The 22571-nt window shown below is 62.4% G+C and carries 18 protein-coding genes; 17 read left to right on the top strand and 1 reads right to left on the bottom strand.

What is annotated here, in order from left to right; translation table 11 throughout:
• The first annotated feature begins 48 nt into the window (after window positions 1-48).
• The 14 genes from tssH to QCE49_RS23855 all read left to right on the top strand — a co-directional run bounded on the left by tssH (window position 49) and on the right by QCE49_RS23855 (window position 18437).
• Window positions 49-2742: a type VI secretion system ATPase TssH gene (gene tssH / locus QCE49_RS23790; protein ID WP_250457580.1), complete on the top strand. Its 2694-nt coding sequence runs from the start codon at window positions 49-51 to the stop codon at window positions 2740-2742.
• Window positions 2743-2767: 25 nt separating this feature from the next.
• A complete protein-coding gene (gene tssB, locus QCE49_RS23795; protein ID WP_250457582.1) occupies window positions 2768-3313 on the top strand; it encodes a type VI secretion system contractile sheath small subunit in 546 nt (181 codons plus the stop codon).
• A 62-nt stretch (window positions 3314-3375) separates the two neighbouring features.
• On the top strand, window positions 3376-4878 hold the full coding sequence (gene tssC, locus QCE49_RS23800) for a type VI secretion system contractile sheath large subunit (protein WP_250457584.1): 1503 nt from the start codon (window positions 3376-3378) through the stop codon (window positions 4876-4878).
• A gap of 326 nt (window positions 4879-5204) precedes the next feature.
• Window positions 5205-5609: a DUF2195 family protein gene (locus tag QCE49_RS23805; protein WP_250457585.1), complete on the top strand. Its 405-nt coding sequence runs from the start codon at window positions 5205-5207 to the stop codon at window positions 5607-5609.
• An 89-nt stretch (window positions 5610-5698) separates the two neighbouring features.
• Window positions 5699-6181 (top strand): type VI secretion system tube protein Hcp, encoded by a 483-nt coding sequence (locus QCE49_RS23810; RefSeq protein WP_250457586.1) that lies wholly within the window; start codon window positions 5699-5701, stop codon window positions 6179-6181.
• An 80-nt stretch (window positions 6182-6261) separates the two neighbouring features.
• Window positions 6262-6777, top strand: a complete 516-nt coding sequence (gene tssJ / locus QCE49_RS23815; RefSeq protein ID WP_250457588.1) for a type VI secretion system lipoprotein TssJ — start codon at window positions 6262-6264, stop codon at window positions 6775-6777.
• 11 nt (window positions 6778-6788) lie between these two features.
• A complete protein-coding gene (tssK, locus tag QCE49_RS23820; RefSeq protein ID WP_250457626.1) occupies window positions 6789-8135 on the top strand; it encodes a type VI secretion system baseplate subunit TssK in 1347 nt (448 codons plus the stop codon).
• Window positions 8136-8224: 89 nt separating this feature from the next.
• Window positions 8225-9529 (top strand): type VI secretion system protein TssL, long form, encoded by a 1305-nt coding sequence (gene tssL / locus QCE49_RS23825; RefSeq protein WP_250457589.1) that lies wholly within the window; start codon window positions 8225-8227, stop codon window positions 9527-9529.
• A 34-nt stretch (window positions 9530-9563) separates the two neighbouring features.
• Window positions 9564-13616, top strand: a complete 4053-nt coding sequence (gene tssM / locus QCE49_RS23830; RefSeq protein ID WP_250457591.1) for a type VI secretion system membrane subunit TssM — start codon at window positions 9564-9566, stop codon at window positions 13614-13616.
• 113 nt (window positions 13617-13729) lie between these two features.
• Window positions 13730-14473 carry a response regulator gene (locus QCE49_RS23835; RefSeq protein WP_250457593.1) on the top strand — a complete coding sequence of 248 codons (744 nt, stop codon included), beginning with the start codon at window positions 13730-13732 and terminating at the stop codon, window positions 14471-14473.
• Between the two features lie 118 nt (window positions 14474-14591).
• The gene (locus QCE49_RS23840; protein WP_175982622.1) at window positions 14592-15431 is read left to right on the top strand and encodes an ABC transporter permease subunit; all 840 of its coding nucleotides are present in this window, start codon (window positions 14592-14594) and stop codon (window positions 15429-15431) included.
• Window positions 15428-16144 (top strand): ABC transporter ATP-binding protein, encoded by a 717-nt coding sequence (locus QCE49_RS23845; protein WP_008349001.1) that lies wholly within the window; start codon window positions 15428-15430, stop codon window positions 16142-16144. The genes QCE49_RS23840 and QCE49_RS23845 overlap by 4 nt, the downstream gene beginning before the upstream one ends.
• A gap of 30 nt (window positions 16145-16174) precedes the next feature.
• The gene (locus QCE49_RS23850) at window positions 16175-17179 is read left to right on the top strand and encodes an NrtA/SsuA/CpmA family ABC transporter substrate-binding protein (protein ID WP_033536495.1); all 1005 of its coding nucleotides are present in this window, start codon (window positions 16175-16177) and stop codon (window positions 17177-17179) included.
• A gap of 16 nt (window positions 17180-17195) precedes the next feature.
• Window positions 17196-18437, top strand: coding sequence for an acyl-CoA dehydrogenase family protein (locus QCE49_RS23855; RefSeq protein WP_008349004.1), 1242 nt, complete (start codon window positions 17196-17198; stop codon window positions 18435-18437).
• A 47-nt stretch (window positions 18438-18484) separates the two neighbouring features.
• On the opposite strand, the gene QCE49_RS23860 is transcribed toward QCE49_RS23855, so the two are convergent.
• A complete protein-coding gene (locus QCE49_RS23860) occupies window positions 18485-19540 on the bottom strand; it encodes an LLM class flavin-dependent oxidoreductase (RefSeq protein WP_250457595.1) in 1056 nt (351 codons plus the stop codon).
• Window positions 19541-19817: 277 nt separating this feature from the next.
• Between QCE49_RS23860 and tauA the strand changes: the two genes are divergently transcribed.
• From tauA to QCE49_RS23875, 3 genes are read left to right on the top strand one after another with little or no spacing between them, the layout of a single operon-like run.
• Window positions 19818-20846 (top strand): taurine ABC transporter substrate-binding protein, encoded by a 1029-nt coding sequence (gene tauA, locus QCE49_RS23865; protein WP_008349008.1) that lies wholly within the window; start codon window positions 19818-19820, stop codon window positions 20844-20846.
• Window positions 20843-21622, top strand: a complete 780-nt coding sequence (locus QCE49_RS23870) for a taurine ABC transporter ATP-binding protein (protein ID WP_250457596.1) — start codon at window positions 20843-20845, stop codon at window positions 21620-21622. The genes tauA and QCE49_RS23870 overlap by 4 nt, the downstream gene beginning before the upstream one ends.
• Window positions 21619-22494, top strand: a complete 876-nt coding sequence (locus tag QCE49_RS23875; RefSeq protein ID WP_175982627.1) for an ABC transporter permease subunit — start codon at window positions 21619-21621, stop codon at window positions 22492-22494. The genes QCE49_RS23870 and QCE49_RS23875 overlap by 4 nt, the downstream gene beginning before the upstream one ends.
• Window positions 22495-22571: the final 77 nt, after the last annotated feature.

Consider the following 22571-nt stretch of genomic DNA (forward strand, 5'->3'; position numbering starts at 1 on the left):
AACTTATCTAGTTGACGCTCAACCGCGCGTTGAGCTCGCGAGGCCAATTTGATGATTTCCCGCCAGGCTCTCTTCGGAAAACTCGGCACGACGCTCTTCAGAAGCATCGAATCGGCGACAGCGTTCTGCAAACTGCGCGGCAACCCGTATGTCGAGCTAATTCATTGGGTTCATCAACTGCTTCAATTGTCTGATAGCGATCTGCATCGCGTTGTTCGCCATGCCGGTATCGAGCGCGAAACCCTCGAGCAGGACCTGACGCGTGCGCTGCGTTCTTTGCCTACTGGCGCGAGTTCCATCAGCGATTTCTCTCATCATGTCGAGACGGCGGTCGAGCGCGCCTGGGTGCTGGCAACCCTCTCCTTCGGTGATCATCGCATCCGAAGCGCATGGCTCATCTCGGCGCTTGTCGGCACACCGGAGCTGCGTCGCGTGCTGCTCGCCATGTCGCGCGAGTTTGCCCGCATTCCCGTCGAAGGTCTGCAAGAAACCATGCCTGCGTGGATCGACGGATCCCCGGAAAGCGCCGACGCCCCCTACGACGGCAGTGGCTTCCGGTCCGCTTTGCCAGGCGAAGCGTCTCAGGCGGTATCGGCGCCCACGCAAGGCGTCCTCGAACACTATTGCACCGATCTGACCGCCCTCGCACGCGCTGGCGAAATCGACGTCGTCACCGGCCGCGATCAGGAAATCCGCACGCTGATCGACGTGCTACTGCGACGCCGGCAAAACAACCCTCTTCTGACCGGCGAAGCAGGCGTCGGCAAGACGGCGGTGGTAGAAGGTTTCGCGTTGTCGATTGCCGGTGGCAATGTTCCCGCAGTGCTCGCTGAGGTCCGTCTGCTCTCGCTCGATGTCGGCGCGTTGCTGGCCGGCGCCAGCATGAAAGGCGAATTCGAATCACGGCTCAAGGGGGTACTGGAGGCGGCGAAAAAATCCGCGGCCCCGGTCATTCTGTTCGTCGACGAGATTCACACCCTCATCGGTGCAGGCGGACAAGCGGGCACGGGCGACGCCGCCAATCTCCTTAAACCCGCGCTCGCGCGTGGCGCAGTGCGCGTGATTGGCGCGACTACCTGGACCGAATACAAGCGCCATATCGAGAAAGACCCCGCGCTCACACGACGCTTTCAGATGCTGCAAGTCGCCGAACCGCAGGAAGCGGCCGCGATCGACATGGTGCGCGGATTGGCGCAGATGTTCGCGCGGCATCACGGCGTAATCGTGCGCGATGAGGCGATTCGTGCAGCCGTCACGCTGTCGCATCGCTATATTCCGTCGCGGCAACTGCCGGACAAGGCAATCAGCCTGCTCGATACGGCATGCGCGCGCGTAGCGCTGTCGCAGCATGCGCCGCCGCGAGAGCTGCAAAACATACTCCAGCGCTTGCGGGCCGCGTACGTCGAACGTGATCTGCTCGAGCAGGAAGCGCGCATGGGTCTGGCTTCGACCGATAGTCTGCGTTCGACACGCGCGCTGATCGACACGCTCCTTACCGAGCAAGCCGCACTCGAAGCGAAGTGGAAAGCGCAGTCCGACGCAGTGCAGGTCCTGGCGCGTTCGAGAGAGGCGGCATTGAGGCTCGCTCCCGATCACAACCATGAAGAGATAAGCGCATCGCAGCCCTCTCTCGATGCGCTGCGCGAACTGCAACTTAATCTGCGCATGCTGCAAGGCGAAACACCACTCGTTTTTCCTGAAGTCGATGGAGCTATCGTCGCCGCCATCGTCTCGGACTGGACCGGCATTCCGGTCGGTCGCATGCTCACCGACGAGATTGCCGCCGTGAGAGCGTTGTCTTCCACGCTCGCACAACGCGTGATCGGCCAGCGCGACGCGCTGCAGCAGATCAGTGAGCGGGTTCAGACCGCCCGCGCGGGCCTGTCCGATCCGAAGAAGCCGCTCGGTGTCTTCCTGCTCGCCGGACCTTCCGGCGTAGGCAAGACAGAAACCGCGCTCGCGCTTGCGGAGGCGCTCTACGGCGGCGAGCAGAACCTCATCACCATCAACATGAGCGAGTATCAGGAGGCGCATACCGTCTCCGGACTCAAAGGTGCTCCTCCGGGCTACGTCGGCTATGGCGAAGGCGGCGTACTGACCGAGGCGGTCCGTCGTCGGCCTTATTCGGTTGTGTTGCTCGATGAGATCGAGAAAGCGCATCGCGATGTGCACGAGCTGTTCTTTCAGGTTTTCGACAAAGGCTACATGGAAGACGGCGATGGCCGCTACATCGATTTCCGGAACACGACAATCTTGCTGACCACCAACGCCGCAGCGGAACTGACGGCGAGCCTTTGCGTCGACGCCGGGCTCTCTCCCGACCAGGACGCCCTGCGCGCCGGACTCGCGCCCGAGTTGCTCAAGACCTTTCCTGCGGCCTTCCTTGGCCGCATGACCGTCGTTCCCTACCGCCCGCTTGCGAACGATTCGCTTGCGAGCATCGTGCGCCTTCATCTGTATCGCGTCGTGCGACGAATGGCGGATGCACATGGCATCGCGCTCGGATTCAGCGACAGCCTGGTCGAGTACATCATCGGCCGGTGTCTGGTGCAGGAAACCGGAGCGCGCGTACTGATCGGCTTCATCGACCAGTATGTGCTGCCGCGCCTGTCCGCACTCTGGCTCGATGCGTTCACCGACAAGCGTTCGATCGCGCGCATCGACATCGGCATCGGGGACGCCGCGGATGCGCCATCGACCGCGATCGTCATCACGTCGGCTGAAGCGCACGCGGCCGCTTAATGCTTCCTCGTTCAAGGAGACACGCATGTCCCGAAACAATAGCAGTAACAACAACAGCTCGCAGAAGTTCATCGCGCGCAACCGTGCACCGCGCGTGCAGATCGAATATGACGTCGAGGTCTATGGTTCGGAAAAGAAGGTCGAACTGCCCTTCGTGATGGGCGTGCTCGCCGATCTGTCCGGCAAGCCTGTAGAGCCGCTCCTGCCTGTCGCAGACCGGCGCTTTCTCGACATCGACATCGACAACTTCGACGAGCGTATGAAGGCCATCAAGCCGCGCGTTGCGTTCTCAGTGCCGAACACGCTTACCGGCGATGGCCAATTGATGGTCGATATGACCTTCGAAAGCATTGAGGACTTCTCGCCGGCAGCCGTCGCCAGGAAGGTAGATTCGCTGAACCAGCTGCTGCAGGCTCGCACGCAACTCGCGAATCTGCAGACCTATATGGACGGGAAATCAGGAGCGGAGGCGCTCGTCACCAGGTTGCTTGCGGATCCCGCCTTGCTCAAATCGCTTGCCGCCGCGCCTAAGCCCGCCGACAACAGCGAGACGCCTCCCACGCTCAACTGACGCGCACAGGCATAACGGCCCCAAGAGATTGATTCGAACAGAACGAACACCAAAGGACATCCATGGCAGCCCATCCGGCACAGGCAAACGCCGCCACCGCCAAGGCACACGCGCAACACAGCGACTTCACGCAACTGCTCGAACAGGAATTCCGGCCCAAGACGGATCAGGCACGCGAATCCGTCGAACTCGCCGTGCAAACGCTCGCGGAACAGGCACTTCAACAGTCGATCGTCGTCAGTGACGATGCGTATAAGAGTATCGAGGCGATCATCGCGCAGATAGACCACAAGCTATCCGAGCAGATCAATCTGATACTGCATCACGCGGACTTTCAGAAGCTCGAATCGGCGTGGCGTGGTCTGCATCATCTGGTGTCGAACACGGAGACCGACGAGCGCCTGAAGATTCGCTTCATGGACGTCGCGAAGGACGAACTGCGGCGCACGATGAAGCGCTACAAGGGCATCGCGTGGGATCAAAGTCCGCTCTTCAAGCAGATCTATGAAGAAGAGTACGGTCAACTGGGCGGCGAACCGTATGGTTGTCTCGTGGCCGACTACTATTTTGACCACACGCCACCCGATGTCGATCTGCTCGGATCGATCGCTAAAGTTGCGGCGGCAGCGCACACACCGTTCATCTCTGGTGCGTCGCCGTCCGTGTTGCAGATGGAGTCGTGGCAAGAACTCGCCAATCCGCGCGACCTGACCAAGATCTTTGCGCAAAACCTGGAATATGCGCCGTGGAATTCACTGCGCAGCACCGAGGACGCGCGTTACATCGGCCTGGCGATGCCGCGTTTTCTCTCGCGCCTGCCTTATGGCGCGATCACCAATCCGGTCGATGAATTCGATTTCGAGGAAGAGACCGATGGCGCGGATCATCGCAACTATGCGTGGGCCAATGCTGCGTACGCGATGGGCGTCAACATCAACCGGTCGTTCAAGCAATACGGCTGGTGTTCGTTGATCCGCGGCGTGGAATCGGGCGGCACGGTAGAAAACCTGCCCTGCCATACCTTCCCAACCGACGACGGCGGCATCGACATGAAGTGCCCGACGGAGATCGCGATTTCCGATCGACGCGAAGCTGAACTGTCGAAAAACGGTTTCATTCCGCTGATTCATCGCAAGAACACGGATCACGCGACTTTCATCGGCGCGCAATCGTTGCAGCGGCCCGCGGAGTATTACGACGCGGACGCGACGGCCAATGCGAACCTCTCGGCACGTCTGCCGTACTTGTTCGCCTGCTCGCGCTTTGCGCACTACCTGAAGTGCATCGTGCGAGACAAGATCGGCAGCTTCCGTGAGCGCGAAGAGATGCAGCAGTGGTTGAACGGATGGATCATGAATTACGTCGATGCCGACCCCGCGAACTCGTCGCAGGACACCAAGGCGAGCCGGCCGCTGGCCGCGGCAGAGGTTGTGGTCGAGGAAATCGAAGGCAATCCCGGCTATTACTCGGCCAAGTTCTTCCTGCGTCCGCACTTCCAGCTCGAGGGCTTGACGGTGTCGCTGCGGCTGGTGGCGCGCCTGCCGTCCGTGAAGGACGTGGCCTGAAGACATGTGGCGATGGCTTGACTCTACGTGGTCTGGATTCCCTTGTTGGCTCGGTTTGAGCCAACAAGCCATCCTCTGCATTTCCTGTAAGCAGGAGAGCAAAGAATGCATGACATGTTGTACGACGGACAAGTCCTCGAATGGAACGGAAGCTCGCCTGGAACCTATGAAAGGAACCGAGACCTTCGGCCGCAAAGGCTTTTATATTCACGATTCCACGAAAGGCTTCTCGCACGGCTGCATCGAGATTCAGCCTTCGTTCTTCATCGCGTTGAAGAGCTTCGTTCAAACGACGCGACGCTCGTCGCTAGTGCTGAAAGTAGCGTATGTACCGGGGCGCGCGACCAACGGAGGAACGCTTGTTCTTTAACCGAGCAACCTTGTGGTGCGCGGCAACAGCCCTGCTTATGCCCGTGCTATGCAATGCGCAGCCCACGATCGACATCGAGAACTCGGTGTCTCAATGCATCGATGTAAAGCTCGAAACACCGGTGCAGAAGGAGGGAAACCTCGTGGCCAACGCGCACATCTCGATGAATCGCGAACTCTCCGAATGTGGGTGCACTTCGCGTCAGATCGCGTATCACGTCGAGGACGCAAAGGGCAATCGCCTGGCGCGCGAACGCTTCACGCTGCTCGGCGGCGCCCGGCGCCAACTGACTCTCGGTCGGAAAAATCGCGCGCAGGCCAATCCTCCGTTGAAGCTCTGGTTCGGATGCGCGGGCGCGTAATTAATTCTCGGAAAGCGGGAAGGCGCTGTGCAAACGGTCGCCTGCCCTGCCTTGTTTAAAACCGTAACGCAAGAAAAGGAGTGGAAAACATGAGTATGGATATCTTTCTGAAGATCAACGGCATCGACGGTGAATCGCAAGACGCATCCCACAAGGGTGAAATCGAGGTAACGCACTGGGGCTGGAGCATGTCACAGACTTCCTCGATGCATTCGGGCAGCGGTGGCGGTGCGGGTAAAGCCTCCGTCGACGACCTGACCTTCGAACATTTCATGGACCGCGCAAGCCCGAACCTGATGAAGTATTGCCTCACCGGCAAGCACATCGACCAGGCCGTACTGACCGTTCGCAAGGCCGGCGGGAGTCCGCTCGAATACGTGAAAATCACGATGAGCGACGTGGTGGTCACGCGCGTGCAGCCATCGGGAAGCAATAGCGACACCGGATTGCGTGAGCAGGTGCAGCTTTCTTTCTCCAAGGTCAAGCAGGAGTACATCGTGCAAAACGCGCAAGGTGGCAGCGGCGGCGCGGTGACCGCGGCGTTTGACATCAAGGGCAACAAGGAAGCATAAGCCCCGGTCTTTGCTCTTTTGCCTTTTGAATGGCCGCACCTCGCGAATGTGTCGCCGGGTGCGGCGCTCCCTCAAATTCCATGCGCCTTCCGTCCGCTTACCTCTTCTATTGTGTCGTTGCATTGATGCTCGCGGCCTGCACGGGCAATGCCCCTCTCCCGCCGGTCGAACCGCTCAAACTCACGCTATCGATCAACGCTTCGTCGAGCGTCAATCTCGACGATCGAAAGCGTCCCGCACCCATCCTCGTGCGTGTGTACGAGTTGAAGAACGCGGACGCCTTCAATCAAGCCGACTTCTACTCGCTGCAGGACAAGGACAAGACTGTGCTCGCAGACGACCTCGCCGCACGCGATCAGTTCCTGTTGCGCCCCGGCGAAAGCAAGACCGTCGTGCGCAACGCCAACGACGCGAGCACGACCCTTGGCGTTATCGCCGGCTATCGCGACTTGCCCAATGCCGTCTGGCGCGCCACCTGGCCGCTGCCTGCCCGACCCTCAGCTGCGTGGTACCGGCGCGCGCCAAGACTGAAACTCACCGTCGATGTCGATTCGAATTCGATCAGCATCATCGATGCCGAGTCACGGAACAAGTAAAGGCTATCTCTATGAGTTGGCATAACAAAGTCACCTGGAGCGAAGGGCTCTTCCTGCGCCCGCAATTGTTCCAGCAGCAAGAGCGCTATCTCGAACATTTCGCGCACAAGCGCGCGGCGCCCCTGTCGCCGTTTTTCTTCGGCTTCTCGCACTATGAGATTGAAGAAGAGGCACTCTCGCTGGGCAAAGTCATCGTCAGATCGGCAAGCGGCGTCTTCGCCGATGGCACACCTTTCGACATGCCGGGCAGTACCCCGCCGCCAGCGCCGTTCACGGTGCGTCACGAGCATCTCGAACAAGTCATCTACCTTGCCGTACCGATTCGCGTCCCCAATGGCGAAGAAACCAGCTTTGAGAACGCTCCCGATTCCCTCGCGCGGTATGCCGTCTTCGATACCGACGTTCGCGATGCCAATTCCATCGGTCAGGGTTTCAAAACCGTGCAATTGTCGAATCTGCGGCTGCGTCTCTTACCCAAAAAGGAGTTGACCGATGCATGGATCGGCTTGCCGCTCACGAAGATCAATGCGTTACGTGCGGATGGCAGCATCGAACTCGACAAGACGCTTGTGCCGCCAGTATCGGGCTATGGAGCGAGCCAGTTGCTGACCACCTGGCTCGGCGATATTCACGATCTCGCCCGCATGCGCGCCAATCGGCTCGCGGAACGCCTTACAGGCAGCGATGGTCAAGCGGGTACGGTCGCCGAAGTGTCGGACTACATGCTGTTGCAGACGCTCAACCGCTATGAGCCGTTGCTGCAGCATTTGCGCCGCATACCGAGCACATCGCCTGCGGAACTCTATGCGCTGTTGTTGAGCATGGCGGGTGAACTGTCGACGTACGTGCGCCCCAGCACGCGCCGGCCGCTCGACTCACATCCGCCATATCAGCATAGCGAACCGCACGTCTGTCTTAGGCCATTGGTCGACGACACGCAATGGCTGCTGAATGCGGTGCTCGTACGCAGCGCGCAAAGCATCGCACTCAAGGACGCGGGTTATGGCATGCGCAACGCGTCGATCGAACCGGCGGAGATGCGCGGCTTCTCTGCACTCGTGCTGGCCGTGTCCGCTCAGATGCCGCCTGATGCGCTCGCACAGCAATTCGCAACGCAGGCCAAGATCGGTCCCTCCGAACGGTTGCCCGATCTGGTGCGCGCACATCTACCGGGCATCGGCATGCAATCCATGCCTGTTCCTCCTCGTCAGATTCCATTCAACGCAGGCTACGTGTACTACCAGATCGAGCAAAGCGGTCCGCTATGGGACATGGTCTCGAAGCACGGCGGCATCGCGTTGCACGTCGCAGGCGAATTTCCGGCGCTCCAGTTGCAACTCTGGGGTGTACGTGGTTGATCGCATTCAGAACCTGGCACGGAAGGCGTCGGTACCGTGCGCGCATCGCGCACGTCCATAAGGCATAGAAGAATGATGAGGAGCGGGACATGGATGACGCGTACCTGACATCGAAGCCAAACTGGCATGAGGAGCCGACGTTCGGCGGCGATCAGGCGCAATCAAAAGACGATGAGAGACTCGACGAAGCGCTAACTGCGGAATACATCAAGCGCATTCCGCCCGGCGAGCCGGCATCCGCCCGATTGTGCGCCATCGAACAGGCGACCAATCCGCTGCTCGAAGCGAGCCGCCCGCTCTTGCGCGCGCTCGCCGAGATACCGGATACGCTGACGAGCATCCAGATCACCACGCTACACGCGCTGCTCAAGGAAGAAGTGCGTGCCTTTCAGCGCCTGTGCGAACAAGCCAACGTTCGCCGCGAACACATGCTTGGTGCGCGCTATTGCCTTTGTACTGCGCTCGATGAAGCGGCCATGCAGACCACTTGGGGCAAGCGCGAATCGGGCGTGGCGTGGATCCGGGACGGCCTCGCCACCGAGTTTCACGAAGACCGTCAGGGCGGCGTCAAGATCTATTTGCTGATCGGCCGCCTGCTCAGTCAGCCGCACGAGCACCACGATTTGCTCGAGGTGATCTTCCGCGTTCTCAGTCTCGGCTTCATGGGCCGCTTTGCACATGAAGCAGACGGCGCACGCAAGCATGACGCGATTCGCCAGCGGCTCTATCACGAAATTCAGGCGCACAGAAAGCCGGTCGCTGTTGCGTTGTCGCCCCATGCATCATCCGATGCGCGCGGCGAGCGCCTATCGGTGTATGACTTTCCTGTCTGGATCAGCTTCACGCTGTTGGGCGTCGTTCTGCTCGGGCTCTTCGGCTGGTTCAAATATCAATTGCTCTCCGATGGCGCGTCGGTCGAAAAGCTGATCGTCGATATCGGGAAGATGACGCCGCCGCCCGCGCCACGTCTGCCTCGTCTGCGCGAACAGCTGAAAGAAGAAATTACCGCGGGCACGGTCAGCGTAGATGAAGACGCGAGTCACAGCGGCGTGACGTTCCGCGGCGACGCGATGTTCGCTCCGGGCGGCATCACGGTGCATAGCTCGATGGCCCCGTTGATCGCGAAGATCGCACGCGAAGTGGTCAAGGTGCCGGGCAAGGTCACCGTAACGGGCTATACCGATAGCGTGCCGGTAACGAGCCGCCAGTTTACTTCCAACGATGCGCTCTCGCTCGAGCGCGCCACGCAGGTCATGCAGATGTTGCAGGCATCGGGCATACCGGCGAACCGTCTGGAGGCCGTCGGCCGAGGCGCCGCCGATCCTGTCGGCGACAACGCCACCGCTCAAGGCCGAGCGCTGAACCGGCGCGTCTCCATCAACGTGACGCCATAGCGCGCCCTCGCCGCATCACAACGGATACTGAAAGATGAAGAAGTTGCTATCGTTTCTGAGTTCGCGCGGGTTCCTGGCATCGCTTGTACTGGTATTGCTCGCGCTCGGCGTCTGGTTTCTTGGACCGTACATCGCATTCGGCGGATTGAAGCCGCTCGAAAGCATCGCACTGCGCGTCCTGATCGTTGCGTTGCTGTTTTGCGCCGTCGTGCTCTGGATCAAACGCTGGTCGATGGGCGCCGTCTTCGTTGCGCTGCTTTGCCTGCTCATCTGGTATGCCGCACCGCTCTTGAGCTTCGGCGAGACGACACCGTTCGCGCCGATCGAAGCGCGCGTAATCGCGATTGCAGTCGTGATCGCGCTTTTCGTGATGTCGGTCCTCTATCGGCTCTGGCAACGGATGCGCCGCGACCCGGACTTCCTGCGCATGACGCTTGCGGTCGATCGCGACAAAGGCCCGTCAGCGGCCAGCGCACGACTGCGGGAAATCGAGGCCCGCATGAATGTCGCGCTCGATCGGCTCAAGACGATGCATACAGGCGCACGAGGCGTCGCGCGGCTCTTCCAGGGAACACGCCATCTCTATCAGTTGCCTTGGTTCATCGCACTGGGTTCGGCCGAATCAGGCAAAACACGCGTGGTTTGCAACTCGGGGCTTGCGGTGCTCACAGGAAATGCACCGTTGCCCGCAAGTTTGAAGCGTTCGTCGTCGGACGCATTGGTGGACTGGTGGCTGACCAACGATGCAGTCTTCATCGATACTGCCGGGCACTTCGTGCATCCGGGCAGCTCCGGGTATTCGCTGCCACCCCCCACAGCGCCGACGCATGACTTCGACGACACTTTCAGCCAAAGACTGTCTGGCGTGCAACCATCGTCAGAGAAGCGCTCGGCCGAATTCGACCAGACCGGTTATCGCCGTCAGGCCGACACCGACGAATGGTTTGGCTTCTTGCGCTTGCTGCGCCGTTGCCGTCCGCGCACGCCGATCAATGGCGCATTGCTGACCGTCAAGCTCGATCTGCTCACCCATCCTGATGCATCCCTGCGCGAAGTCGAAGCCCAGGCATTGCGCGCACGTCTCACGGATCTGCGCGCAACGCTCGGTATTCGCTTTCCCGTGTATCTCATCGTCACGCAAATGGATCGATTGCCGGGTTTCGGCGAATATTTCTCCTCGCTAACCGAGGAAACCCGCGCCCAAATCTGGGGCTTCACTCTGCCGTTCGAAGATGCGTCGTTCGAAATGCGCTATGCGGATGAACTCACGGCATTGGCGGGGCGCCTGACCGCAGGTGTCAACACGCGCCTCGAAGACGAGTACGACATGAAGTGCCGCCGTCAGTTGGCCGCTTTGCCCGAAGCGTTTTCTGCGCTCATTGCGCCGCTCTCGGGCCTGCTCGCGCAAACGTTCCTCGACTCTCGCTACGACAACACTCAGCATCACACGATGTTGCGCGGCGTGTACTTCACGAGTGCGGCTCAGGGCGGAGTTCCTGCGGAGCCCGAGCGGTTGACCATCATGCAGCGTCTCGCCGCCGGATTCGATTTGCCGCCGCCAATCCGCAGCGCCACGTCAACGAGCACTCACAGCCACTTCTTGCGCGATGTCTTTTCGAAGGTGATTCTCCCCGAATCGCATCTGGTGCGGCCGAATCTGCGCTGGGAATATCGCTCACGGGCGCTGCGTTTGCTGGGGCACGCCGTTGTAGTGTCGCTCTTCGTGTGGCTGGCCCTTGCACTGCGGGTGAGTTTCGGCAACAACGGTGATTATCTGCAGGTCATCGCGCGAAAAGCGCAGGCGCTCACGGCCAAGGTCACGCAACTTTATCGCGAGCCCAAACCAGCGCTCATTCCCGACACGCTGACCGAAGCTCGCTATCTGCCCGCCTGGACCGGCCTCGATCTGGCCGATCCGGACACCGGATTCCGCTATGGTCTTTATGCCGCGCCCAGTGTCGTCAACGCGAGCGAGCAAACCTACCGCGCACTTCAGGACAATCTCCTGCTCCCCCAGATCGTGCGTCGTATGGAGGCGGTCATCACCGAGGCCATCGACGGCAAGGATGCACACACGACGTATGCGGCGCTACGCGTCTACCTGATGCTGCACGATCGCTCGAAATACAACGCTGAGGAGATCAAGACCTGGGTGTTCGACGACTGGTCGCGCACCGATAGCGCATCGATTTTCGGCGGACGTGCGTCGATGCTTGGCCATGTGGAGCAACTCTTCTCGGGCGAGCGCATCGTTCAGTCGCCGCTCATTCGCAACGATGCGCTTATCGAGCGCGCGCGCGCGTTTCTCGATACGAGCAACGGCACCCAGCGGCTTTACGAGCGCGCGAAAGCCGCGATGCGGCAGGACGCGCCCGACGATTTCACGCTCTTGCGCGCGGTCGGCCCGCAAGCCGGAACAGTGTTCGCCCGCGCAAGCGGTGATCCGCTCTCGCGCGGCGTGCCCGGGCTTTTTACCTTCGACGGTTATCGCAACGTGTTCGATAAGCGTCTGACGGAATTCGTACGCGCAGCGCGCGATGACGACGCATGGGTCATGGGCCGCGCCTATCTTTCGAGCTGGCCGGATGGCGGACTCGAAACAGCTCAAAAAAAAACGCTTGAGATCGCGCGTGCCGCCGCAGACGTGGACGACGCTTTGACCGACGCCATCCGGCGGCTATATCTGACCGAGTACGCGCTGCAGTGGGACGCCTTCCTTGCCGATATCCGGCCGATCACGGGGTCGACCCTTGCGTTCAATCTGCAGGTCCTGCGCGCGTTCGCGGCTCCCGATTCGCCGCTGGCGCGTCTCGCCCGCGCAGCGGCACGCGAAACCACGCTGACACAAAAGATCACTGGCACCAGCGGTACGCTCATCGACAAGGCGGCGAGCAAGCTCGACGAGAAAGCAAAGTTGCTCGGTATTCGCGCGCAAGAACGCGTCGAACGCGAACTGGTCGATAACCGCTTTTCTCCGCTGCGTGAAATCGTCACGGGCAACACGCAAGCGGCGCAGGAAGGACAAACGGCCGCTGCATCCGCCGGCAAGGTCGGCCTCGATAACGTGGCGACCCTGCTCAGCGAGACTTATACGGCGCTCACGATCGCCGACAATGCGCTAGTCAATAACGGCCTTCCGCCGCCGAGCGATGCCTCGGCCAAGCTGAAGATGGCCGCGGCGACGATGCCCGCGCCGTTTCGCGAGGTCTTGTTGAAGCTTGCTGCCCAAGGCTCGCGCGACGTGAATGGCGGTGTCGGTCAATTGCTGTCGCGTCAGACGCAAGCGGTGGTCGGCGATGCATGCCGCCTCGCTGTGGAAGGCAACTATCCATTTGCGCCCGATAGCAAACGCGACATCAGCATCGAGGATTTCACGCGCGTATTTGCGCAAGGCGGCCTGATCGACGATTTCTTCACGAAGAACCTCGCTCCCTTCGTCGACACATCTTCCCAGCCATGGCGCTACAGAACCTTGCCGGGTTCAACCGAGCCGGTGCAGGGACCGAGCCTTGAACCGTTCCAGCAGGCACAGGCCATCCGTCAGGTCTTTTTCGGCGATCAGGGCAAGCAGCTTGCGTGGAAGGCCGAAATGCGCGTCCCGGAACTGGATCCGACGATATTGGGCCTGCTCATCGACATCGACGGGCAAAGCACACAATATCAACACGGTCCGGTGACGCCGCTGAAGTTCTCCTGGCCGGGGCCGCGCGGCGGCGTGCATGTAGAACTGACGGCAAACCCGCGGGTCGGCGCGGACACATCGACGATTGCCGCAGACGGCCCTTGGGCCCTTATGCGTCTGATGCGCCGCGGGCAGATCGTGCAGACCGCCACGCTCGGCCGCACGCGCGCGGTGTTCGACTTCGACGGCCGTAAGGCCGCGCTCGATATCTCCAGCGCGGGGAGCGTCGCAAATCCGCTCACGAGCGACGTGCTCACCGGATTTCACTGCCCGAGCGCTCTGCCAACGTTCAACCTTGCAGATAGCGGGCCACCGCCGGGGCTGCCATCCGCGTTGACAGCTCCGGCAAATGCAACGCAAACAGGTCAAGCACGTCGCGAGGAGAACGCCACCAAAACTTTCTGACAGTAAGAGTAAAACGGATGTGCGTAGAGTTACAGGCTCATCGGGCTATCTCCAGATAGTCGAGCGGATTGTGGACGCGGCGCAGCGAGCGCGACGCTTGCGGCGCCGGTTACTTGCACGACGAAGGGCAACGCCACAGATCGACCTTTGCCGACGATCGCCCGGTCGTTTTACATGGGCTGCAAAGCTGGTTCGAGTCGAGTGACCGGTTTCGGGTGCCGGCGTGCGTCAGGAACGCCGATAGATTGCTCGCGAGGCTGAAGACGACGAGCTATGACGTAATCGTGCTGAGCTGCGGCATGGAAGGCTCACCCGCCGACGACTTCGCGTTTTTGCGCGAGGTGCGCCTGGCGTGTCCGGATACGCCGGTCGTCGTTTTCACCGACGCAACCCACGCTCACACGCTTGCCGAGACGCAGCGCGCGGGCGCGGCGGGCCTCGTGAGCATGCACGAGGGCGCGGGCGAGTTCGAACGCGTATGCAAGCGCGTGCTTTCCGGCGCGAGAGGGATCGTCTCGCCGCTTAGACGCCTCCCCCCGCCACGGACCACTAGACAATTCCGATCATGCGCGCAGATACGTGGCTACCACCGCGCTCTTGAGCCGATCGAGTGCTTGCTGCCGCCGTTTCAATACCAGAAGAGATTCGACCATCATCAGATCGTGTTTCAGGCGATCGTCCATTATCGAGGCGGCTTCGATCTGTTTAATCAGCGTGTAAATCCGAACCGCGCACTGTTTGTCGCTCAAAAGCGACGTGTCGAGCTCTTGTTGCAGACATTGAATGGCGCTGACGAGGTCATATTGATTCATGCGGCGGGCATAAGCGAAAGAGGTTTGCAAGCGCGTCTCTCGTAGTAAGCAATGCGTATGCCCTAACGCGGTGAAGCGTGAAAAGCAAAGCACAATAAAACGTTTGTTGCGTGCATTCCGAAGCTTTCTAATTACAGGCTCGAATTCACGACGAGCCGACAAGATGGCTGACCTGACATCCACGCGCGACACCTATCGCTCGGGACACGCGTCTCGCGCGCTGATTTCCAAAGACGTGCTCTACCGATGGCTCTCCTGGACCATCCCCGCAATCGTGGTGCTGCTATGGGAAATCGCGGCGCGCCTCGGACTGATCGCGCCGCAGGTCCTCCCGGCACCGAGCAGCGTCTTCGAAACGGCCGTCCACATGGCGCAAAACGGCGAACTCTTCGTGCACCTGGGCGTGTCGCTGCTGCGCGCCGCGGGAGGCTTCGTCATCGGCGGAACGATCGGGCTCGCGCTCGGCATCGCCGTCGGATTCTCGCCGCTCGCGCAAGCGCTCCTCGACCGCTCGATCCAGATGGTGCGCGCCATTCCTTTCCTGGCGATGCTGCCGCTCGTCATCGTCTGGTTCGGCGTCGGCGAAGTCGCCAAGATCTTTCTGGTCGCGCTCGCGGTGCTCTTCCCGATCTACATCAACACGATGCTCGGCATTCGCCAGATCGATTCGAAACTGATGGAACTCGCCCGCGTGATCGGCCTGAACCGAACGGCGATCGTGCGACGAATCATCCTTCCCGGCGCGATGCCGTCGATCCTCACCGGCGTGCGTTACGCGCTCGCCCACGCGTGGCTCGCGCTCGTCATCGCCGAGACGCTGGCCACGACGAAAGGCATCGGGTTCCTCGCGATGGACGCCCGCGAATTCCTGAACACCAACGTCATTCTGCTCACCATCATCATCTACGCGATCATCGGCGTCGTCGCGGATGCGCTCGTGCGCCTGCTCGAAGCCCGCTATCTCTCGTGGCACGCGAACTACGCGAAAGGGGCGCGCACATGACGGCCATCGTTACGCGCCGCGACGCGCGCGTCGGTTCGCCGGCGCTGGCGGTGTCCGTGCGCGGACTGCAAAGACGCTATGGCAGCCGCGTCGTCATCGATGCACTGGACCTCGATATTCGCAAAGGCGAATTCGTCGCGCTGCTCGGCGAAAGCGGATGCGGCAAGACAACGCTGCTACGCGCGCTCGCGGGGCTCGATTCCCCCGACGCCGGGTCGATCCGCGCGCCGGAACGTCCGTCCGTCGTGTTTCAGGAGCATCGCCTGCTGCCCTGGTCGACGTTATGGCAGAACGTCGCGCTCGGCTACGAGAATACGATTGGCCGGACGGGCGCGGCGCGCGCGCTGGCCGAAGTCGGACTCGCCGGCCGCGAGGACGACTGGCCGCGCAATCTGTCGGGCGGTCAGGCGCAGCGCGTGGCGCTGGCGCGGGCGCTCATCCACGATCCCGCGCTGCTGCTGCTCGACGAGCCGTTCGCCGCGCTGGATGCGCTCACGCGCATCCGCATGCACGGTCTCGTCAAGGAACTCGTCGCGCTGCATCGGCCAGGCGTGCTGATCGTCACGCATGACGTCGACGAAGCGCTCACGCTCGCCGACAGGATTCTCGTCATGCGCGCCGGACGCATCGCGGCGTCATTCGAACCCGGCGAACACGCGCCGCAGGCACTGCGCCCCGCCCTGCTCGCGGAACTCGGCGTCCGGTCTCACTGATCACTTTTCCATAAGACAAGAAGGACGAGCATGAACGACTCATCGCTGAGCCGCCGCCGGTTGCTGCGCGCGGCGGGAGGCCTCCTGGCCGGCGCGGCGACCGGCGGATTGTTCCCGGCACGCGCGGCCGAGCCGCGCAAGCTGACGCGCAACACCGATACGGTCCGCATCGGCTGGGGTTACGGCAGCCTGCCCGACATCGCGAAGCAGCGCGGCGTGTTCGAGAAGACGCTCGCCGCGAAAGGCATCAAGGTCGAATGGGTCGGCCCTTTCCCGAACCATGCGCCTTCGATACAGGCCGTGGTCGGCGGCAGCGCCGACTTCGGATTCTGGGGATCGACGACTCCCGCACTCGCCGCGATGCTCGCCGGCTCGCCGATCGTCTTCACCGCGTTCGACATCTATTCGCCGCGCTCGACGGCCATCATCGCGAAGAAGTCGAGCGGCATCGAATCCGTCGCCGATCTCGCGGGCCGCAAGGTCGCCGTCAACCGGTCGGGGCTTGGCGAATTCCTGTTGATCGCCGCGCTGGAGAAGCATCGCGTCGATCGCGACAAGGTCCAGTTCGTCTATCTGAATCCGCCCGACGCGGCGCCCGCCTTCGCGCAAGGCAAAGTCGACGCTTGGTCGATGTGGTCGCCCGGCGTCGACATCTCGCGCTTCTCGAACGACGCGAAAGACATCTTCAACGAAGGCCGCGATCTGGATTTTCTGATCGATTACAGCTCGCTCGTCACGCGCCGTAAGTTCACCGAGGAGAATTCCGAGCTGATCCGCGCGGTGATCGATGCGTATTACGTCGAAGGCGCGTGGCAGTCGGCGCATTCCGCCGAAGCCGAATTGCTCGTGCAGCGCGAGGGCAAATATCCGGATCAGGTGCGCGACTATCTCGCAAGCCTCAAGCGCGTCAATCAGTTTCACGAGCCCGACGATGCCGCTTTCATCGCGCAATTTCAGCGCGCCGCCGACTGGCTGGCCGAGCGCAAGATCATCAACTCGCGCATCAAGGTCGCGGATTACAGCATCAAGGTGTGAATCGAGGAGCGCACGAATGTCTGACGTCAACTATCCGACGAGCGCCGGACCGACGCTCGTCTCCCCGCTGTCCGCCGCGCTCGGCTTTTCGGAGATCATCGGTGACATCGCCGCGACTGCCGCCGAGCGCGAACGCGGGCACCGGCTGCCGCACGAAGAGATTGCAAAGCTCAAGGCGCTCGGCTTCGGCGCGCTGCGTCTTCCCGTCGATGCAGGCGGAAGCGGCGTTTCGCTGAACGGGCTTTTCATCGTCGCACGCGATCTCGCCGCGGCGGATTCGAACATCGCCCACGCGTTTCGCAATCATCTGTGGCAAGTGGAAGCCGCGCTCCGGAGACGCGAGCAACCGTTCCATACGCGCGTACTGGAGCTGACCGCGCAGAAGAAGACCATCGGCCTGAGCTTCGTCGACAGCGACGTGGTCGCCGCCGGCGCGCGCCCGACCAAAGTCCTCAGTCGGCTCGAATGGGATGCGTCGCGCGACGTGTACGTCGGCTCCGGCGACAAGATCTACGCGACGGGCAATCTGTATAACGACGCGTTCACCGGCCTCGCCGTGGAAAGCCGCGCGGGCCGCACCGTGCAGTACGTGCTGGAACGCGGCGCGGGCGTCGACGACGACGATGACTGGCAAGGCTTCGGCCAGCGCCTCACAGGTTCGGGAACGGCGCGGTTTCGCGATGTGACGGTTCCAGCCGCGCAGCTTTATCCGCCCGATCCGCCGAAGTCCGATGAAGCCGCGCCCTGGGGCTTCACGTTTCATCAGGTTTATCTCACCAACTGCATCGCGGGCATCGTGCGGCGCGTGGCGCTGGACGCCGTCGACGTGCTGCGCGCGCGCGGACGCAACTTCTATCACGGTGAAGCCGCGCATCCCGTCGATGAACCCGTGCTGCAATCGCTGCTCGGCCGTATCCGCGCGTATTCGGCGAGCGTCGAAGCGATCGCGGATCGCGCGGCCGGCGCGTTGCAGCGCGCATGGGATCGACACGGCACACGCGACGAATACGAGGCGACGCTCGCGGCCACGCTCGCGGCATCGGAAGCCAAGGTCGTGATCGACGATCTCGCCCCGCAGATCGCAAGTTGGCTGATCGATCTCGGCTCGGGCTCCGTCGTGTCGCGCGTCGGCGCGCTGGACCGGCACTGGCGCAACATCAAGGTGATCGCGTCGCACAATCCGCGCGTCTACAAGGAACGCTTTCTCGGACAGAACCTGCTGACCGGGCAATTGCCGCCCACGGGCGCGTTCTTCTGATCGCGCGCGCCGTCCCTTGTCGAAGGCGGACGGGACGGCGCGCTTTCTTAGTCGAGCAGACGTCGCACGCGCGGCACGACTTCGTGCGCGAAGCGGGCCATGTCGGCCTCGAAGGGCTGGAATTGCAGCATGAAGAGTTCGATGCCCGCGCGATGAAAGTCGACGATGCGCCGCGCGACCGTGTCGTAATCGCCGACGAGTTCCGCGGCCGTGCCGCCGTTCGACCCGACGCGCGCCGATCGCGCGAAGGTCTGGTGCATCACCGCGTTCGGATCGGTATTGGCCTTTTGCCGTTCGCGCAGCGGCTTGTCGAGTTCCGCCAGCGCGAACAGATGTTCGAGATGAGCCTGCGCGTCGTCCTGCGTCTCGCGCGCGATCACGAACGCCGACAGGCCGAAGCGCAAAGGCTCGTGCCCCGCCGGGCGCGCGCGGGCGGAGACATCGGCGATCAGGGCCGCAACGTCGTCGTGCGGCTGGCCGTTGATGAACCACACATCGCCATGCGCCGCGACGAGCGAGCGCGCCGGCTCCGACTCGCCGCCGACATAGATGCGCGGACGCGCGCGAAACGGATCGGCGGGCCGTAACTGATAGTCGTCGATCCGGAAGTTGTCGCCGCGATGCTTCACGGCTTCTCCGCGCAGCAACGCATCGACGACCGAGATCCACTCGCGTCCGTACGCATAGCGCTCGTCATGCTCCGCGAAGCCGATGCCCGCGCGCTCCAGCTCCGGACGATTCCACGCATTGACGAGATTGATCGCGAAGCGTCCGCCGCTGATGTGCTCGATCTGCTGCGCCATCTTCGCGAGCACGACCGGATGATAGAGATAAGGCTTGATAGCCGCGATGATCTCGATGCGCGACGTAAGCGCAGCCAATGCCGCCGATGCCGTCCACGCTTCGAGCTGATCGAGCGAAGGATCGTGCGGATTGATCGTGTGCTGGGCGACGAGCACGGAGTCGTAACCGAGGCGCTCGGCCTCTAGCACGAGCGCCTTGTTGCGCGCCCACGAGGCATCGTAGGGCTCGGCGGGATCCTGCAACGCCGCGCGACTGCCATGCACGAGCGCCCAGACGCCGAAGCGGGGAAGATTGGACATCGCTTGAATGAACCGAAGGACAGGTTGGAGAGGATGCTCATGCTAACGCCGGGCCCGCCCGCGGCGATCCAATTTCTATCGATAAGGAATTATCCATCTGGCATTTGAAGACTCGGGAAACTGTCTTCCTGAGCGCAGTTCTTCCGATAACCATATGACGGTGCACGGCGAATATGCGAAGCACGCGCCGCGTCATTTGCTACGCACGATTGCTTCGTAGCCGCGGCACGCAAAGTGCCTATAGTCGAAGGCTTCACCACATCATTTCGTCCGTTCCATGAAACCTTCGATCCATCGCCGCGCGCTGATCGCCGGCATCGCATCCATCGTTCTCGCTGCTATGGCGCCCGTTCAAGCACACGCCGAAACGCGCGAAGTGGTCATCGGCTATCAGGACATGGTCGTGCCCTGGCGTTATGCGCAGGCGAGCGGCGCCGTCGAGAAAGCCACCGGATACAAGGTCACGTATCGCAAGCTCGGCAGCGGCGCGGATGTCATTCGCGCGCTCGCATCGGGCTCCATTCAGTTGGGCGAAGCCGGCTCCAGCCCGATCGCGGCGGGCTTGTCGCAAGGCGTCGACCTTTCGCTGTTCTGGATTCTCGACAACATCAACGACGCCGAGGCGCTCGTCGCGCGCAACGGCTCGGGCGTAAGCAAGCTCGCGGATCTGAAAGGCAAGACGCTCGGCGTGCCGTATGTGTCGACGTCGCATTTTCATGCGCTCGTCGCCTTGCAGCAGGCAGGCGTCGATCCGTCGACGGTGAAGATCGTCAATCTGCGTCCGCCGGAGGTCGCGGCGGCGTGGGAACGCGGCAATATCGACGCGACGTATATCTGGGACCCGGTGCTCGCCAAAGCCAAGCAGAACGGCAAAGTGCTGATCACGTCGGGCGAAGTGGCGAAGGAATCGGGCAAGGCGACCTTCGACGGCTTCGTCGCGTCGCGCAAGTTCGCGCAGGACAATTCGGCGTTCCTGAACGGTTTCGTCAAAGTGCTCGCCGATACCGACGCGCAATACCGCGATCACAAAGCCGACTGGACCGCCGCGTCGAAACAGGTGCAGGCCGTCGCGCAGGAATCCGGCGCGAATCCCGCCGACGTGCCCGCGAGTCTCGCGCTCTACGCCTTCCCGAGCGCGGGCGAGCAGGCGTCGCCGACCTGGCTCGGCGGCGGAGCGCAATCCGGGGCGGCAAAGTCGCTCGCGGCAACCGCTCAGTTCCTCAAACAGCAGGGCACGATTCAGAACGTGCTCGCGGATTACTCCACGGGCGTCGATCCGCGCTTCGTGCAGCAGGCCGCGAAATGACATCGCTTTCCATCCGCAACCTCGGCGTCACGTATGAAGGCGCGGGCACGCCCGCGTTGCAAGGCGTCGACTTGCAGATCGGCAGCGGCGAGTTCGTCGTGGCGCTGGGTGCATCGGGATGCGGCAAGACCACGCTGCTGAATTGTCTCGCGGGTTTCCTGGAGCCGACCGAAGGCGAAGCGTCGCTGAATGGCGAACCGATCGACGGGCCCGGCGCCGAGCGTGGCGTCGTGTTCCAGAAGCATGCGCTGATGCCGTGGCTGAACGTCATCGACAACGTCGCGCTTGGCTTGCGTTTTCGCGGCGTGAAGCGCGACGAGCGCCGCGAGATCGCGCGTCGCACGCTCGCGCTCGTCGGCCTCGCGCAACATGAACACGCGAAGGTCTACGCGCTGTCGGGCGGGATGCAGCAGCGCGTCGGAATTGCGCGCGCGCTCGCGAGCGATCCCGAAGTATTGCTGATGGACGAACCGATGGGCGCGCTCGACGCCCTCACGCGCGAAACCGTGCAGGAACTCGTGCTCGACGTTTGGGCGCGCACCGGAAAGACGGTGTTCTTCATCACGCACAGCGTGGAAGAGGCACTCTTTCTGGCGACGCGCCTCGTGCTGATGACGCCAGGTCCGGGCCGCATCGAAGAGGTGCACGAACTGCCCTTCTCGCGGGACTACGTTCGCAGCCGCGATGCGCGCGCCGTCAAATCGTCGCCCGCGTTCATCGAATGGCGGGAGCGGCTGACGCGCCGCCTGCATCGCACCGAGACGGAGGCGGCGTGAACCGGCCCGCTCACGATGTCCCGCTGCCGAACGCCCCAAGCGCATCGCCAGCCACGCGACGCGTCACCCGCACGAAGCATCGCGCGCGCTATCGCGGAATGCCGGGCGCGGGGCCGACCGCGCTGCCCAGCGCGCTGTGCGTCGCGACGCTCGCGGCATTGTGGTGGGCGGCCACGCATTTCCACTGGCTGCCGCCGCTCTTTCTGCCTTCGCCCGAGGCGGTCTGGCAGGCGTTCATCGACGCGTTGCACGGACGGCTTCAGGGCGGATTGCCGCTCTCGGAGCATCTCTTGTGGAGCGCGATCCGCGTGTTCGGCGCGTTCGCGCTCGCGGTTGTCACGGCGGTGCCGGTCGGAATTCTGATGGGCGTGAGCCGCATCGCGCGCGGCGTGCTCGATCCGCCGCTCGAGTTCTATCGGCCGCTGCCGCCGCTCGCGTATCTACCGCTCGTCGTCATCTACTTTGGTATCGATGAAACCGCGAAGATCGTCGTCATCTGGCTCGCCTGCTTCGCGCCGATCGCGATGGCCGCGCGCGCCGGCGTCAGGAGCGCGACTGCCGAGCAGGTGAACGCCGCGTGGTCGCTCGGCGCGAACTTCGGGCAAGTCGTGCGGTTCGTCGTGCTGCCCGCCGCGCTGCCCGAAATACTGACGGGCCTGCGCATCGCCGTGGGCTTCGGCTGGACCACGCTCGTCGCCGCCGAAATGGTCGCCGCGACCGCCGGCCTGGGTCAGATGGTGCTCAACGCGTCGAGCTTTCTGCGCACCGACGTGGTGGTGATGGGCATCGTGCTGATCGGCGCGATCGCGTGGATTTTCGACTTCGGCATGCGCGCGCTGGAGCAGCGGCTCGTGCCGTGGAAAGGACGCTGAGCCGCACGGGCCTGGCGTCGCGGCGAACTTGGAATCGGCTGGACTCCTGATCCAGTAAGGGTTCCCTATCCGGCAAT

Origin of the sequence: Caballeronia sp. LZ008 (genome assembly GCF_031451435.1) — a bacterium.
Lineage (GTDB): Bacteria > Pseudomonadota > Gammaproteobacteria > Burkholderiales > Burkholderiaceae > Caballeronia > Caballeronia zhejiangensis.